Raw genomic sequence first — 13,519 nt, 5'->3', positions numbered from 1 at the left:
AAACATGAAACCGCAAAGCAATTCATTACAACCGCACACGCCGTTGGCCCACGGGCTCTCGTACGCCCTGGACGTCGCCTGCTTTGTGTTTTTTGCACTCAGCCTCTGCCTTCCGTCCGGATACTCATATGGCTCAACCGCAATAGCCATCTTGACCCTGGCGGGTTGCCTGCTTGCACGCCCGGCCACTCGGATGCCACAGGGCACGGCCTATCTGCTGGGCATTCTTCTGCTGATGGGCCTGTTATGGAGCATATCGCTTGACCATTGGTTCTCTTTTGCAGGCTGGGGCTATGGAGCCAAATATGCGCTCGCAGCGCTAAGCCTTTGGTATCTCAGCAAAACCGGCGTTCGTATGAGCGCTGTGGTGTGGGGTCTTGCCTGCGGAGCGGCCGGAGCACTCGCGATTGCTGCCTATCAGGCCGGCGTGCTCAAGATGCCTCGAGTCAGTGGTTTTACCAATGCCATACAGTTTGGTGGCATCGCCATGTATCTGGGCTTCGCTACATGGGTGCTGGCCTTGTTTGGCCGCTGGAGCAAATCTCAAACGACGGCTCTTGGCATCCTCGGAGCATGCGCCATTTACGCCTCTTTTCTGTCAGATTCCCGCGGATCCTGGGTCGTGGTGCCCATGCTGATCGTGGCCGTGTGGTGCATGGCCTGGCTCAATGGCTTCAAGCGACTGGCCACGGTGTCTGCAGTTCTCATGGTTGTCATTGGCCTGGCCTTGGCAATGCCGGCATACAACAAGCTGGAGCAGCGCGGCTCCGAAGCGGTGTCAGAAGTTTCCCTGTACCTCAAGGAACCTCAGAAATATGCAGAGACCTCGGTGGGTCAGCGGCTGGAACAGTGGCGCCTGGCACTGCATCTGATTGAACAACGTCCGCTCGCGGGCTGGGGCCTGTCCGGCTATGCTCAAGCCAAGCAAGAGATGGTTGACAAGCACCTGGCGCATCCATCAGTCATGGAATATGGCCATGCACACAATGAAATTCTGGACATGTGGGTCAAACGCGGAATGCTGGGGCTGCTACTGCTGCTCTTGTTCTACGCAGTACCTCTGTGCGTTTTCTGGCCCAGCTCGCGCCGTCTGGCCCTGGTCAGCGAAGAGGTAAAGCCCAAGCTGTTTGCCCTGCGTGCAGCAGCATCCCTGCTGCCGCTCGCGTATTTCGGCTTCGGTTGGACTCAGGTCTTCTTCGCCCACAACAGCGGAAACATGTTCTACATCTTCAGTCTGGTTGCTCTCTGGGGCGCGATCTGCCGTCTGGTGGCGCAGAACCCGGTTGCTGCGCAGCCAGAGAAAAATCACTTCTGAGTTTTTGCTGGCAAACCCAGCACCAAGGCGCCAAGCGCGCCTTGGGCCAGGGCAAAAAATCCATAGAGCAGCCCGACACCTATTGCCGAGGCTGCGGCCACGCCAAAAGGCGCCAGCGCAGCGACACAGGCCGCTTCACGCGTACCCCAGCCACCGACGCTGACAGGTAAGGCAGCCATCAGAAAAATGGGCGCGATGGCAAATGCCCAGACACTCCAGGGCAGATTGAGGCCCAAGGCCACTCCTCCGCATGCCAATGCCGTAGCAGAGAAAACTTGAACCAAGGCAGACAAAAGTGCCTGCACCCACAAAAGCTTTGCGCTATGTTCTTGCGCCACCGCTGCCTGTAGCGGCTTGGCCCATGTAGGGAGCCTGGATAGCGCAGAGCTTTTCTTGAGCCAGTTCAATAGCACCATCGGCATAGCCAGCCATATCACGGCGATGGCCACACAAGCTACGGCAAAGTACTCAGTAGGAAGATGAAGCACAGGTGCCAGTACCGATGCATTCAGTACCGCGCCAGCAGCACCGATAGCGCACAGCATCCACAAGCCGCTGATGCGATCCAGGAATACAGAAATTCCGGCACCTTGATTGGCTGCAGCACTGCGCTGAAGCATGACGGCGCGGTAAACATCCCCCCCCAACACAGCACCCGGCAGCAGCACATTGAGGCCCATGGCCTGAAAATACCACTGCAAGGCATGGGGGACGGACATCCGGGCACCAAACCACTGGGCCAACTCGCGCCAGCGCCAGGCAGAAACCAGGTTGGAGGCAATGCCAGCCAACAGCCCTGCGCACAGCCACCACTTGTCGGCATGACGCAGTCGCTGCAGCAACGACAAAGGATCCGCCACATAGACAATGCCCGCCAGCAGCAACAGTCCGACCAACAGCCGAAGGCCCGATTTGAGACTCTTTTTCACGTCTTGGCCCTGGCTGCCATCACCACCCAAGACATGCTTATGAAGCAACTTTGCGGCGCTCTTCAACCGTCGCTGCGCCGTATTCCTTGGCGTAATACTGCAGACCGCTACCCGATTCGTAATAGATGCGCGTCAGCAGCTCGCCAATCAGACCCGCGGCAATGAACTGCATGCCCATCAGCATCAGCATGACGCCCGCCATGAGCAAAGGCCGTCCGCCAATGTCTTCACCCATCAGTTTTTCCACGAACAGCCACATCAGAATCAGCGCACCAGGTGTGGCAAGCCATAGGCCAAAACCACCGAAGGCATGCAAGGGGCGCTGACGAAAGCGCATGAAAAAGACAATGAAAATTAGATCCAGAATCACCCTGAATGTGCGATCGATACCGTACTTGGACACGCCGTGAGTGCGGGCATGGTGCCGAACCGGAACCTCAGCAATCCGCGCCCCCGCATCACGGGCAAGTGATGGAATGAAGCGATGCATTTCGCCATACAGGCGGATACGGTCGATGATTTCACGGCGGTATGCCTTCAACGCGCAACCATAGTCATGCAACTGCACATTGGTGAGCTTGGAGATGAGACGATTGGCCAGTACCGACGGCAAGCGGCGCGACAAAGCCTTGTCCTGGCGGTTCTTGCGCCAGCCCGAGATCATGTCTAGGTCGGGCTCATTTTCCAGACGCTCCAGCAGCAAAGGAATATCACCGGGCTCGTTTTGCAGATCGGCATCCAGAGTCACCACATAGCGACCGCGCACACGGTCAAAACCGGCCTGCAAGGCGCTGGACTGGCCATAGTTGCGCACCAGACATACTGCACGCACCCAAGGGTGAGTCTCGGAAATTTCGCGCAAACGCTTGGCACTTCCGTCATTGGATCCGTCATCCACAGCAATCAGTTCGTAGCTCAGCGGCTGTGTGCGCATGGCGGCATCAATGCGCGCTACCAGATCGGGCAGATTATCGAACTCGTTATAAATCGGGACAACGATGGAAACTTCGGGAATTAAATCGTGCACGGAGGTCAGGCTCAGCGTTGGGGTAACAGTCACCTATACTAACTTAACACCCTCGATAGCCACCTCTCACTGGGCACGCCTTGTTTTGCAGCGCACTGCAAAAAGCAAGTGCGAGCGCCCAAAATATTGGGCCTCTTGCCAATGAATATGGCATCCACCAATTCCATTCACCGCCCCGAATGGCAACAAGCGCTTTACTCCAGGCCCTGGATTGGACTGCTGTTGCTCAGCTTTGCGCATATTGCATCCCGTTCACTGATTTCATCGGGAATGAAATGGGATGAATCCGAGCAGATTCTCTGGGCCCAAAATCTTTCTCTAGGCTACGGCCCTCAGCCGCCGCTGTACTCATGGATTCAGTGGGCAGTCTGCCAATTGCTTGGCCCTTCGGCATTGGCGCTGGCAGTGCTCAAGCACGCACTGATTGCACTGACCTACTGCTTCGCCTGGCTGGCCGGCCGACAGTTGTTCAATGAGAAAGGGGCCTGGTGGACCGCAGCCGGCCTGCTGCTCATGCCCCCGTTTGGCTGGGACTCCCTGCGCGATCAAACCCATACCGTGATGGTGACCGCCATGACCATGGGCCTGTGGTGGGCAGTGCTAAGACAGATACAGCGGCCGCAGGCCGTGAATTTGGTGTTGATCGGCATTTTTTGCAGCCTGGGCATGCTGTCCAAATACAGCTATGCCATGTTGATTGGCGCTCTGTTCGTGGCTGCCATGTCGGTGCCACGCGTGCGTTCAGCGCTGCTCTGCCGGGGCTGGTGGCTGGCCCCGCTGACCGGCGTGTTGCTGCTTGCACCTCACGCGTTCTGGCTGGCATCGCATTGGGGTATGGCTACCGCAGAGACGGTGCAGAAAATGTCCATCACGACCGAAACGTCTCACCTCAAAGGACTGGGCAATCTGACCAAGGCCTTGCTCTCCACGCTGGGCCTGTGGCTGTTGGCCGTTGCAGTCGGCTACCGCTCCCAGCTCGGGAAACACACACCTGAAGCAACGGCATCTCTGCCATCCCGTTCCTGGGCCTTGCCACTTTTTCAGCGCTATCTGCTCATCATTGCGCTGTGTCTGCTCGGCATGGTGCTGGCAGCCGATGTGACTGACTTCAAGCAGCGCTGGATCCTGCCGCTCACCGCTTGCCTGCCTATCGCCCTCTATGTATGGCGCCCTGCCCTGCTTGAGCCAGAAGCTGGCAAGACCTTCACCACGATTGCACTGGCTTTCTCTCTTATTTTTCTGACCATGGCCACGCTGCGCCCCTGGTATGCAGGCTGGAAGAATGCCCCGGATGAACTCAACCATCCCATCAAGGAACTGGCCAGGCAGCTCAGTGCCTCAGGTTATACCGGTCAAGGGCTGATTGTCGGATCGGATCACATGCTCGCGGCCATGCTGCACTCCCGCTTTCCCGCCACATATGCCATGGGATGCCCGGATGGCCAACAAGTGCAGCAATGCCTTGCTCAAGCCAAGACACATCCAGCGCATCCGGGAAGCGGCATCTTGCTGATCACCCGCCTGGACAAACCAGTGCCCAACTGGTGGAGCGGCGTGTTCACCGTGTTGCCGGCCACGCCGGTACAGGCCCTGAGCATTCCCTATGAAAAAATGCCAGTCCCAGGCAGGCCTGCGCAATACCAATACGTCTGGATTGCATCCAAAGCACAACCATGAATCCTGTCTTGATCACCGGCTGCGCCGGATTTATCGGCATGCATTGCGCCCAGCGTCTGCTGGCACAAGGCATTCCCGTCGTGGGCATCGACAACCTCAACAACTACTACGACGTCGCTCTCAAGCAGGCAAGGCTGGATCAACTTCGGCCCAACAGCCAATTCCGCTTTGCCGAGCTGGATCTGGCCGACCGCAAAGCGATGGCAACGCTGTTTGCCGAGGTGAAGCCCTCCAGAGTCTTGCATCTGGCAGCCCAGGCCGGTGTGCGTTACTCCATTGGCCAGCCTGACGATTACACGGATTCCAACCTGCTGGGCTTTGGCCATATCTTGCAGGGCTGTCGCCTGCATCAGGTCGAGCATCTGGTCTACGCCAGCAGCTCCAGCGTCTATGGCGGCAACACCAGGATGCCGTTTGCCGAGAGCGATGCCGTCGATCACCCCATCAGCTACTACGCGGCCACCAAGAAGGCGAATGAGCTGATGGCCCACAGCTATTCACATTTGTATGGCATGCCCACCACGGGCTTGCGCTTTTTCACGGTGTACGGGCCCTGGGGTAGGCCGGATATGGCCTTGTTCAAATTCACCAAGGCCATCCTGGCTGGCGAGGCCATCGATGTGTACGGCGATGGTCAACTGGTGCGCGACTTCACCTATATCGACGATATCGTGGAAGGCATCATGCGCGTGCTGGACAAGCCTGCCACGCCCGATACCAGCTACAACAGCCACCAGCCCAATCCGGGCACCAGCACGGCGCCATACCGGATCTTCAATATCGGCAACAACTCTCCCACGGTGTTGATGGATTACATCGCCGCACTGGAAGCGGCCTTGGGAACCACCGCCCAAAAGCGCATGCTGCCCATTCAGCCGGGCGACATGCACAGCACCTCGGCCGACACCCGAGCCTTGCAAGCCTGGATCGACTTTGCTCCTGCCATGCCGGTCGTAACCGGTGTGCAACGGTTTGTCGATTGGTATCGCTCTTTTTATTGCGTATGAAAGTCACTGTCTTTGGTACCGGCTATGTCGGTCTGTTTCAAGGCACCGTGTTGGCCGACGTCGGTCATCAGGTGCTGTGCGTGGATGTGGATGAGATCAAGGTCGCGGCCCTTCAGGTCGGCCATATCCCGGATTCACGAACCGGGTCTGGACACACTCGTCATCCACAGTCAGCGGCTGGGTCGCCTGCAGTTCTCCACCAATGCAGCAGACGGCGTGGCCCACAGCGAACTGATTTTTCTGGCCGTAGGCACGCCACCCGATGAAGATGGTAGCGCCGATCTGCAATATGTGTTGGCGGTGGCCAAGACCATTGCGCAACACATGAACGGCCCGCGCATCGTCATCAACAAACCCACGGTCCCCGTGGGCACGGCAGACAAGGTGGCGGCCGTGATGGCACAAGACCTGGCAGAGCGCGGCGTGCAGCACCGGTTTGATGTGGTCTCCAATCCGGAATTTCTCAAGGAAGGGGCTGCCGTGGCTGATTGCCAGCGCCCTGACCGCATCATCATCGGTACCGGCAACCCGGCATCCGAAGCCAAGCTGCGCGAACTCTATGCACCCTTCAACCGCAACCACGACAGAATCGTGGTCATGGATGTGAAAAGTGCCGAACTAACCAAATATGCCGCCAATGCCATGCTGGCGACCAAGATCAGCTTCATGAACGAGATTGCCAACCTGGCCGAGCGCCTGGGCGCCGATGTGGAAGCCGTTCGCCGCGGCATTGGCAGCGATCCGCGCATTGGCTACCACTTCATCTACCCCGGTGCCGGCTATGGCGGCGGCTGCTTTCCCAAGGATGTGAAAGCCCTGATTCACACAGCCAAGCAAGTGGATTTCGAGCCCCTGCTGCTCAATGCCGTGGAAGAGCGCAACCAGGCACAGCGCAATGTATTGTTTGAACGTATCAGCGCCTTCTATCAAGGCAAGTTGCGGGGGAAAACCGTGGCCGTCTGGGGCTTGGCCTTCAAGCCCAACACCGACGATATGCGCGAAGCACCCAGCCGCAATCTGCTGGAGGCGCTATGGGCGGCTGGAGCCACCGTGCAAGCCTATGACCCGGTGGCCATGCAGGAGGCACAACGCATTTATGGCGAACGCCCGGACTTGAAACTGGTGGAGAGCCCGCTGGCCGCAGTACAAGGCGCAGAGTGCCTGACGATAGTTACCGAGTGGCAGATTTTTCGCGCCCCAGATTTCGAACTACTGGCCCGGACCCTGAGCGACAGGGTCATTTTTGATGGTCGCAATCTGTTCGATCCCGCACTGCCCGCCAGCCACGGTCTGGGCTACGTCTCCATCGGCAGGCCAGCCATACCGCCACATTGACCTCATACGACACGCCCCGCCTGTGCTTGCGGGGCGTTTTTCCTCAGATCAAGGGCAAGGTGATCACAAAGCTGGCCCCCGGCTTGCCGTCCAGCCGGTCTTCGCAGCGCACGCTGCCGCCATGCCGCTCAGCAATCGAGCGCACCAGGGACAGCCCCAGGCCTACGCCGCCCGAGCGCTCGCTGGCACCGGGCAGACGATAGAACTTTTCAAAGATGCGCTCACGCTGCCCCTCGGGCACACCTGGGCCTCGGTCTTCGACGCGAATCACGGCCATGCGGTGCTGTCGGGCCAGTATCAGCGTGATCTCACCCTGGCTATAGCGGCGTGCGTTTTCCAGCAGATTGCGCAAGGCGCGGCGCAGCAGCTTGGAGATGCCTTGCACCTCCAACGAGCCATCGGCCTGCACATCCAGCTCGGCATCGATGCGTGCGCACTCTTCAGCGGCCAGACCGATTAGATCGATGGACTCCGTGGTGCCTACATCCACCTCACGCGTATCAAGGCGGCTGGCCAGCAAAATCTCGTCGACCAACTGATCGAGTTCGCTGATATTGCGCTGAATCTCGGCCTTGGCGCGTGCGCTGGCCGGGTCATCTCCCATGAACTCAAGGCCCATGCGTATGCGTGTCAGCGGCGAACGCAGCTCATGCGAGGCATTGGCCAGCAGCGATTTGTGCGAGGTCATCAGCGTCTCAATCCGCGCCGCTGCCGCGTTGAACTGGTGGGCCAGATCGGCGACTTCATCGTGGCCGCGCTCAGGCACACGCACCGACAGATCGCCTTCACCAAAACGCTTCACGCCGCTTTGCAGATGCTCCAGTCGCTTGAGCAAGCGACGGATGATGGGAAACACGCCCACCGCCACGGCCACACCGACCAGGCCCAACATCCATAAAAAACCGAAGGGCGGGCGCAGCCAGAAGGCCACGGCACTGTCGCGTGGCGGCGGACGGCCTTCGCCACGCCATTCACGGGGGGCCAGCCACAATTCGTAGGGCTTGCCGTCACTGCCGGCAATTTCAAAGCGCACGCCATCGCCAGGTGGGCCGGGTATACGGATGGCACGGCCTTCGGCCATGACTTCGCCATCGGGGCCCCGCATCACCATCTCGCGCGAGGGAGGTGTGGCACTGGTTTGTTGCGCTCTTTGCTCTTCGGCAATCTTCCAGGCCCATGCGACAGCCAGCGTCAGCACCGCCATGCCCAGCACCACGGCCAGCCAGATGCGCAGATACAGGCGCTGGGAAAAAATGCGCAGCAGCTTCATCAGTCTTGCTGCTTGGCAAACACATAACCCACACCACGCACCGTCAAGATGCGTTTGGGGTTTTTGGGGTCGGCCTCGATGGCCGCCCGGATGCGGCCCATGTGCACGTCAATGGAGCGGTCGAACGCCTCCAGTTCACGGCCACGTACCGCTTCCATGATCTGGTCGCGTGTGAGCACACGGCCGGCGCGCTCGGCCAGCGCCACCAGCAGATCGAATTGGTAGGAGGTCAGATCCGTGGCCTGGCTGCCCACATTCACGGTGCGCGCATCGCGGTCAATCTCCAGGCTGCCGAAGCGCATGACGGCCGTGCTGGGCGCTGGGCCATCGCTGCCCTTGCGACGCAGGATGGCGCGAATACGGGCCAGCAGCTCGCGCGGCTCGAACGGTTTGGGCAGATAGTCATCGGCGCCGATTTCCAGACCGATGATGCGGTCCATGGGGTCGCCCTTGGCCGTCAGCATCAATACCGGAACCTGGGCTGCAGCGCCCGGCATGGCACGGATGCGGCGGCAAACCTCCAGCCCGTCCATATCGGGCAGCATGAGATCCAGTATCACCAGATCCGGCAATTCGGCCCCGTTGCCATCGCCAGGCAGCAAGCAATCCAGTCCGCTTTTGCCGTCGGCCATGTGCCTGACTTCCAGCCCGTTGTTACCCAGATAGTCCCCCACCATCTGCGCCAGGCGGGTGTCATCTTCAATCATCAGCAGTTGGTGCGTGCTCATAGGGGGCAGTGTAGTCATGCTCGCGCCTTGTATTGGGTCCAAGGTTGAATGTTTCCATCCGTGCGTCAGCTGCAGTTGTCTCGCACGTAAAGTTGGGTAAACGCGTGCGATACATCAAAAACAATAGCTAATTGCGCTTTCTAATCAAGCGCCAGAGCCTATTTTCACTCTGGATACCAGAAACAACAGCAGCAGCACCGGCAAACCCATCAAGGCCGTGGTGTGGAAGAACGCTTCGTAACCATAGGCATCCACAAACACGCCAGAAAAGCCGGCCAGCCACTTGGGGGCCAGCAGCATCATGGAGCTGAACAAGGCGTATTGCGTGGCCGAATACTGCACATTGGTCAGGCCCGAGAGATAGGCGATAAAGGCCGCAGAGGCAATGCCGCCGGCCAGGTTGTCGGCGCTGACCACCCAGACCAGGGCCGTCAGATCATGGCCCCGCGTGGCCAGCCAGGCGAACAGCACATTGGTAGCGGCCGAGAGAATCGCCCCCAGCATCAGCACCCGCATCACGCCCCAGCGCACGGCCATGGTGCCGCCGACAAAGCCGCCCACCAGCGTCATGATCACGCCAAACACCTTGGTGACGGCCGCCACCTCCTCTTTCTTGTAGCCCATGTCCACATAGAAAGGGTTGGCCATGATGCCCATCACCACATCGCTGACCCGGTACAGACCGATCAGCGCCAGCAGCAACAAGGCCTGCCAGCGGTAGCGGCGAATGAAGTCGGCAAACGGCTCAACCAGCGCACCGCGCAGCCACTCCGCCGCATTGCGAGCCGGAGCAATCGGTCTGGCCTGGGGTTCGGGCGAGAACAACACCGTCAACATGCCCACCAGCATGCTGGCCGCCATGGCGCTATAAGCCACATGCCAGGCCTGCACCACATAACCTTTGGTGTCGCCCTGCACCTGAGAAGCCACCCAGAGCACGCCCGCGCCGGCCCAGATCATGGCCAGGCGATAGCCGGTCTGGTAGGTGGCGGCCAAGGCGGCCTGATCTTCCACCGTGGCCGATTCGATGCGGTAGGCGTCCAGCGCAATGTCTTGCGTGGCCGAACCAAAAGCCACCAGCACCGCACAGATCACCAGCGGCTGCAAGGCCTGCTTGGGGTCCATGAAGGACATGCCCAGCAAGCCCGCCACAATCAGCAACTGCGAAAACAGCAGCCAGCTGCGACGGCGGCCCAGCATCCTGGTGAAGAAGGGCAGAGGCAAGCGGTCCACCAGCGGCGACCACACCCACTTGAAGGCATAGGCCAGGCCCACCCAGCTCAGAAAACCGATAGTCGTGCGATCGATATCTGCCTCGCGCAGCCAGAAACTCAAGGTCCCCAGCACCAGCAGCAAAGGCAGGCCGGCAGAAAAGCCCAAGGCCAGCATGCGCAGGCTGGTGGGTTCGGCATAGACCTTGAGGGCCTGAGCCCAGCTGCGCTTGGCGGGCGCAGGAGCATCGGTGCAATGGGGGCTGGCTTGTGTTTTGGGGGACGGCTCGGTCATGGTCTGGCTCTTTGAGGCAGTGGGCATTATCGGTTGCCGGCCCTGCCCGCCCAGCGCTACCATCCAGGCACTGCCTCTGTGCCTGTAAAGCTTTGTTTACGCCATGACATTCCGCCCCCCGACCGCTGCACCTGCGCTGCTTGAAGCGCAGAGTTCGGTGCGCCATTACAGCGCGGAGCATCAGGCTCATGCCCACGGTCACGCCCAAATGCTGTTTGCCTTGCAAGGCCGTTTGGAGCTGGAGGTGGGCGGCCGGGCCAGCTATGTGGACAACGCCTGCGGCATGGTCATTCCTGCTGGCATGGATCACGGCTATCTGGCCCAGCCGCAGACGCGGGTGTTCGTGATTGACGCACCCGATGCCGCCGGGCTGGACAGGCTGCGCCGCTTTGCCGTTCCGCCACCGCTGCGCTACCCGGCTTCTGCCCTGTCTGCTGCGGCACAAATGGCCTTGGTGCTTGAAGCGCCCAGCCTGCTGCAGCGCCGCGGCATTCAGCTGCAGTCTCTGCAGTATCAGGTTCAGGCCGGCTTGCATGAGGACTGGCCTACCGCCCGCCTTGCGGCCCTGGCCCACCTGAGCGTGGCCCAGTTCCATGCCCGGTTTGTGGAGCTGGCAGGCTGCACGCCTCAGGCCTGGCTGCGCAATCTGCGCCTGGATGCTGCGGTGCGACAGCTCACGCAAGGCGCCTCGCTGGAGGCCACGGCCCTGCGCTGCGGCTACGCCTCGGCCAGCGCACTGGCCTACGCCCTGAGGCGCGAACGCGGGGTGACATCGCGCCAGCTGCGCAGCGCACGCTGACGCCCGCACCCGCGCCTCACTTCCAGCGTTTCTCTACAGTTTCGGCAGCGGCTCACTGCATGATTGCCACATCATGTCTGCCAGCACCACGGCGTCTCCCGCCCCCTTCTCTTCTTCCTCCGGCCCCGTGGGTCTGGTTCTGCTCGCCGCCTTGCTCTGGGGCACCACGGGCACGGCCCAGCACTTTGCACCGGCCAATCTGTCGCCCTACTGGGTTGGCGGCTTGCGCATGGCCATGGCGGCGCTGTTCTTCATCGCTCTGGCCGCCGTGACAGACGGGCAAAACCGCAGGCCCGCCGCCCCCACCCGCTGGAGCCGTCTGCTGTTTTGCGGGCTGTGCATGGCCGTCTACAACCTCAGCTTCTTTGCCGGCGTGCGCGCCTGTGGCGTGGCCCTGGGCACGGCACTGGCCATTGGCAGCGGCCCCATCTGGGCCGGGCTGATGCAGGCCGTGGTGCAAAAGCGCATGCCCAGCCCGCTGTGGTGGCTGGGTACCTGCACGGGCGTGAGCGGTGGCGTGGTCATGGCCCTGGCCTCGGCAGACTCGCAGCAGCTGCCATGGCTGGGCATGGCCCTGTGCCTGCTGGCAGGTATGTCCTATGCCGCATATGCGCTGGTCAATCAGGCCCTGGTGCTTGAAGGCCAGGTGGCCCGCGTCAACGCCTGGGTGTTTGGCTGTGCGGCCCTGATGTCGCTGCCGCTGGCCGCATGGCTGGGCGGGCCGCTGCACACCAGCGCCAGCGGCTGGGCCGTCGTGGTCTATCTGGGCGTGGTGGCTACCGGTGTGGCCTATCTGCTGTTCTCCATGGGCTTGCGCGGCATGTCGGCCGCCACCGGCGTGGCCTTGAGCAAGGCCGAGCCCATCACCGCGTTTGCCCTGTCCTTGCTGGTGGTGGGCGAGCGCCCGGCCTGGTGGGCCGCTCTGGGCCTGCTGGCCGTCATTGGCGGGCTGTGGATTGTGGTGAAAGCAGAGCGTGAAGCCGCAGCTTGACGAATTAGCCAACCGTGACTTGCAGCTGACATAGACTTTGTCCATGCACAGCCCATCTTCCTCACAGACCATGCACTGTTTTTGCTCCCTGCACCAGGGCCGACGCGGCTTTTTGCTGACTGCGGCTTCGCTGGCCATCGCGTCTCCGGCCGCCATGGCCCAGGTCGATGTGGGAGCCCCCTCCCTGCTGCGAAATGTGGTGCCGGCAGAAGCCCTGGAGGAATCCGCCACGCAGCAATACCAGCAGTTGCTGGGCCAGGCCAAAGCCAAGGGCGCGCTGGTAGACGGCAACAATGCCCAGCTGCAGCGCCTGCGCGCCATTGCCCAGCGCATCATTCCCTACACAGCGCAGTGGAACGAGCGAGCCAAAGCCTGGCGCTGGGAAGTCAATCTGATCAACAGCAAGCAGATCAATGCGTTTTGCATGCCCGGCGGCAAGATTGCTTTCTACACCGGCATCATCGACCAGCTGCGATTGAGCGACGATGAAATCGCCATGGTCATGGGCCATGAAATGGCCCATGCACTGCGCGAGCATTCGCGCGAGCAACTGGCCAAGAACCAGGCCACAGGTCTGGGACTGTCCCTGGGTGCGCAGCTGCTGGGCCTGGGCGATCTGGGCAATGCCGCCGCCAGGGTGGGCACACAGCTGCTGAGTCTGAAATTCAGCCGCAATGATGAAAGCGAAGCCGATCTTGTCGGGCTGGAACTGGCCGCCCGCGCGGGTTTCAATCCCCAGGCCGCCGTCACGCTATGGGAAAAAATGGGCCAGGCCACGGGCAATAACGGCGTGGGCTTTCTCTCCACCCACCCCACAGGCCCCAACCGCATACGCCAGCTGGAAAGCAATGTGCCTCTGGTCCAGCGTCTGTACGAGCAAGCACGTCGTCGCTAGGAAAACCCGCTTCATGGCGCCCAGGCACTGTCTCTATATT

Annotated in this window: 11 protein-coding genes and 1 pseudogene; 7 read left to right on the top strand and 5 right to left on the bottom strand. The window is 60.8% G+C overall.

The genetic code is table 11. The features are described from left to right. Positions 1-4: 4 nt before the first annotated feature. Positions 5-1,315 carry an O-antigen ligase family protein gene (locus EAO39_RS01555; RefSeq protein ID WP_120965597.1) on the top strand — a complete coding sequence of 437 codons (1,311 nt, stop codon included), beginning with the start codon at positions 5-7 and terminating at the stop codon, positions 1,313-1,315. Here EAO39_RS01555 and EAO39_RS01550 read toward each other — a convergent pair. After that, positions 1,306-2,244, bottom strand: a complete 939-nt coding sequence (locus EAO39_RS01550) for a lysylphosphatidylglycerol synthase transmembrane domain-containing protein (protein ID WP_120970568.1) — start codon at positions 2,242-2,244, stop codon at positions 1,306-1,308. The genes EAO39_RS01555 and EAO39_RS01550 overlap by 10 nt on opposite strands. A gap of 37 nt (positions 2,245-2,281) precedes the next feature. Then, on the bottom strand, positions 2,282-3,280 hold the full coding sequence (locus tag EAO39_RS01545) for a glycosyltransferase family 2 protein (RefSeq protein ID WP_120970566.1): 999 nt from the start codon (positions 3,278-3,280) through the stop codon (positions 2,282-2,284). 138 nt (positions 3,281-3,418) lie between these two features. Here EAO39_RS01545 and EAO39_RS01540 point away from each other — a divergent pair, with 138 nt between their 5' ends. The 3 genes and pseudogenes from EAO39_RS01540 to EAO39_RS01530 all read left to right on the top strand — a co-directional run bounded on the left by EAO39_RS01540 (position 3,419) and on the right by EAO39_RS01530 (position 7,290). Next, the gene (locus tag EAO39_RS01540) at positions 3,419-4,948 is read left to right on the top strand and encodes a glycosyltransferase family 39 protein (protein WP_205589331.1); all 1,530 of its coding nucleotides are present in this window, start codon (positions 3,419-3,421) and stop codon (positions 4,946-4,948) included. Next, positions 4,945-5,955 carry an NAD-dependent epimerase gene (locus tag EAO39_RS01535; RefSeq protein ID WP_120965595.1) on the top strand — a complete coding sequence of 337 codons (1,011 nt, stop codon included), beginning with the start codon at positions 4,945-4,947 and terminating at the stop codon, positions 5,953-5,955. The genes EAO39_RS01540 and EAO39_RS01535 overlap by 4 nt, the downstream gene beginning before the upstream one ends. Next, a pseudogene (locus tag EAO39_RS01530) lies at positions 5,952-7,290 on the top strand (UDP-glucose/GDP-mannose dehydrogenase family protein). Before EAO39_RS01535 ends, EAO39_RS01530 begins: the two are co-directional and overlap by 4 nt. A gap of 43 nt (positions 7,291-7,333) precedes the next feature. Here EAO39_RS01530 and EAO39_RS01525 read toward each other — a convergent pair. From EAO39_RS01525 to EAO39_RS01515, 3 genes are all read right to left on the bottom strand, one after another. Then, the gene (locus EAO39_RS01525; RefSeq protein WP_120965593.1) at positions 7,334-8,560 is read right to left on the bottom strand and encodes an ATP-binding protein; all 1,227 of its coding nucleotides are present in this window, start codon (positions 8,558-8,560) and stop codon (positions 7,334-7,336) included. Further along, the gene (locus EAO39_RS01520) at positions 8,560-9,306 is read right to left on the bottom strand and encodes a response regulator transcription factor (RefSeq protein WP_120965591.1); all 747 of its coding nucleotides are present in this window, start codon (positions 9,304-9,306) and stop codon (positions 8,560-8,562) included. The genes EAO39_RS01525 and EAO39_RS01520 overlap by 1 nt, the downstream gene beginning before the upstream one ends. 126 nt (positions 9,307-9,432) lie before the next feature. Beyond that, positions 9,433-10,794 (bottom strand): MFS transporter, encoded by a 1,362-nt coding sequence (locus EAO39_RS01515; RefSeq protein WP_162989468.1) that lies wholly within the window; start codon positions 10,792-10,794, stop codon positions 9,433-9,435. A gap of 103 nt (positions 10,795-10,897) precedes the next feature. Between EAO39_RS01515 and EAO39_RS01510 the strand changes: the two genes are divergently transcribed. The 3 genes from EAO39_RS01510 to EAO39_RS01500 all read left to right on the top strand — a co-directional run bounded on the left by EAO39_RS01510 (position 10,898) and on the right by EAO39_RS01500 (position 13,479). Beyond that, positions 10,898-11,593: an AraC family transcriptional regulator gene (locus EAO39_RS01510; protein WP_120965588.1), complete on the top strand. Its 696-nt coding sequence runs from the start codon at positions 10,898-10,900 to the stop codon at positions 11,591-11,593. A gap of 73 nt (positions 11,594-11,666) precedes the next feature. Continuing rightward, the gene (locus tag EAO39_RS01505; protein WP_120965586.1) at positions 11,667-12,584 is read left to right on the top strand and encodes an EamA family transporter; all 918 of its coding nucleotides are present in this window, start codon (positions 11,667-11,669) and stop codon (positions 12,582-12,584) included. A gap of 43 nt (positions 12,585-12,627) precedes the next feature. Continuing rightward, on the top strand, positions 12,628-13,479 hold the full coding sequence (locus tag EAO39_RS01500; protein ID WP_240466871.1) for a M48 family metallopeptidase: 852 nt from the start codon (positions 12,628-12,630) through the stop codon (positions 13,477-13,479). Positions 13,480-13,519 lie beyond the last annotated feature (40 nt).

The sequence above is a fragment of the Comamonas sp. lk genome (genome assembly GCF_900564145.1).
GTDB lineage: Bacteria > Pseudomonadota > Gammaproteobacteria > Burkholderiales > Burkholderiaceae_C > Comamonas.
Note: the sequence above shows the minus strand (reverse complement) of the source record. Positions and strands in the feature narration are given on the sequence as shown.

What these genes read in the sequence shown, in the direction of transcription:
- EAO39_RS01535 (WP_120965595.1), top strand. Translation starts at nt 4,945, where the DNA reads ATGAATCCTGTCTTGATCACCGGCTGCGCCGGATTTATCGGCATGCAT.
- EAO39_RS01540 (WP_205589331.1), top strand. Translation starts at nt 3,419, where the DNA reads ATGGCATCCACCAATTCCATTCACCGCCCCGAATGGCAACAAGCGCTT.
- EAO39_RS01555 (WP_120965597.1), top strand. Translation starts at nt 5, where the DNA reads ATGAAACCGCAAAGCAATTCATTACAACCGCACACGCCGTTGGCCCAC.
- EAO39_RS01525 (WP_120965593.1), bottom strand. Translation starts at nt 8,560, where the DNA reads ATGAAGCTGCTGCGCATTTTTTCCCAGCGCCTGTATCTGCGCATCTGG.
- EAO39_RS01515 (WP_162989468.1), bottom strand. Translation starts at nt 10,794, where the DNA reads ATGACCGAGCCGTCCCCCAAAACACAAGCCAGCCCCCATTGCACCGAT.
- EAO39_RS01505 (WP_120965586.1), top strand. Translation starts at nt 11,667, where the DNA reads ATGTCTGCCAGCACCACGGCGTCTCCCGCCCCCTTCTCTTCTTCCTCC.
- EAO39_RS01510 (WP_120965588.1), top strand. Translation starts at nt 10,898, where the DNA reads ATGACATTCCGCCCCCCGACCGCTGCACCTGCGCTGCTTGAAGCGCAG.
- EAO39_RS01520 (WP_120965591.1), bottom strand. Translation starts at nt 9,306, where the DNA reads ATGACTACACTGCCCCCTATGAGCACGCACCAACTGCTGATGATTGAA.
- EAO39_RS01500 (WP_240466871.1), top strand. Translation starts at nt 12,628, where the DNA reads ATGCACAGCCCATCTTCCTCACAGACCATGCACTGTTTTTGCTCCCTG.